A 740-nucleotide genomic window follows, 5' to 3' on the forward strand; every position below is an offset into this window, starting at 1 on the left:
CAAAGCATTGATGTACAAACCGATGTTAATGGTAACTGGAGTGCGACACCAACAGGTACATTAGCTGAAGGTAATTACAGCGTCAGCGCCAGCATTACCGATGCCGCAGGCAACACAGGTACTGGCACGGACGGTGGCGAAGTAGATGTAACCCCACCGGCACTTGCCTTTACACCAACGTTTGAACTTGGTTTGTTAATTACTCTAAGCGGCACCTCTGATTTGCCTGCAGGCAGTGAAATTACCATTACCGAGCAACTGGTAGGCGGTGGTATTGGTGCAACATATACCACTACAACGGATGCGGATGGCAACTGGTCATTAGTTGGATTAGATGTATCTTTACTTGATGTTGGATCAGTGATCGCAACAGCGACCGATGCCGCAGGTAATACCCGTACAATTAGCTCAGATGACTTTGATAACACACCGCCAATGCTTACTGTTGAGGTTGCAGCACAAAGTGACAGCAATACACCGGTTATTAGCGGCACAAGTGATGCGGGGGAAGGCGCGCAAGTCACTATTGTAGTGACCGACAGTGATGGTAATCCACAAACCATCACCGCGCTTGTGGATGCGGATGGCAACTGGAGTGCCACACCAGCGACACCATTAAGTGAAGGTCAAAGCACCATTGAAGTAAGTGTACGCGACAGTGTTGGCAACGAAACCACAGTGAGTGACACCACTACCATCGACACGCAAGCGCCAACGCTCACCATTCAAAACGTGGGCGA

Annotated in this window: 1 protein-coding gene; it reads left to right on the forward strand. The window is 49.7% G+C overall.

Annotated features, from left to right (window positions below):
* Positions 1-740: Ig-like domain-containing protein (locus tag I6E80_RS20330; RefSeq protein WP_197186324.1), on the forward strand; the 740-nt coding region annotated here is incomplete at both ends.

The organism is Pseudoalteromonas sp. NSLLW218 (assembly GCF_015864775.1).
Taxonomy (GTDB): Bacteria; Pseudomonadota; Gammaproteobacteria; order Enterobacterales; family Alteromonadaceae; genus Pseudoalteromonas.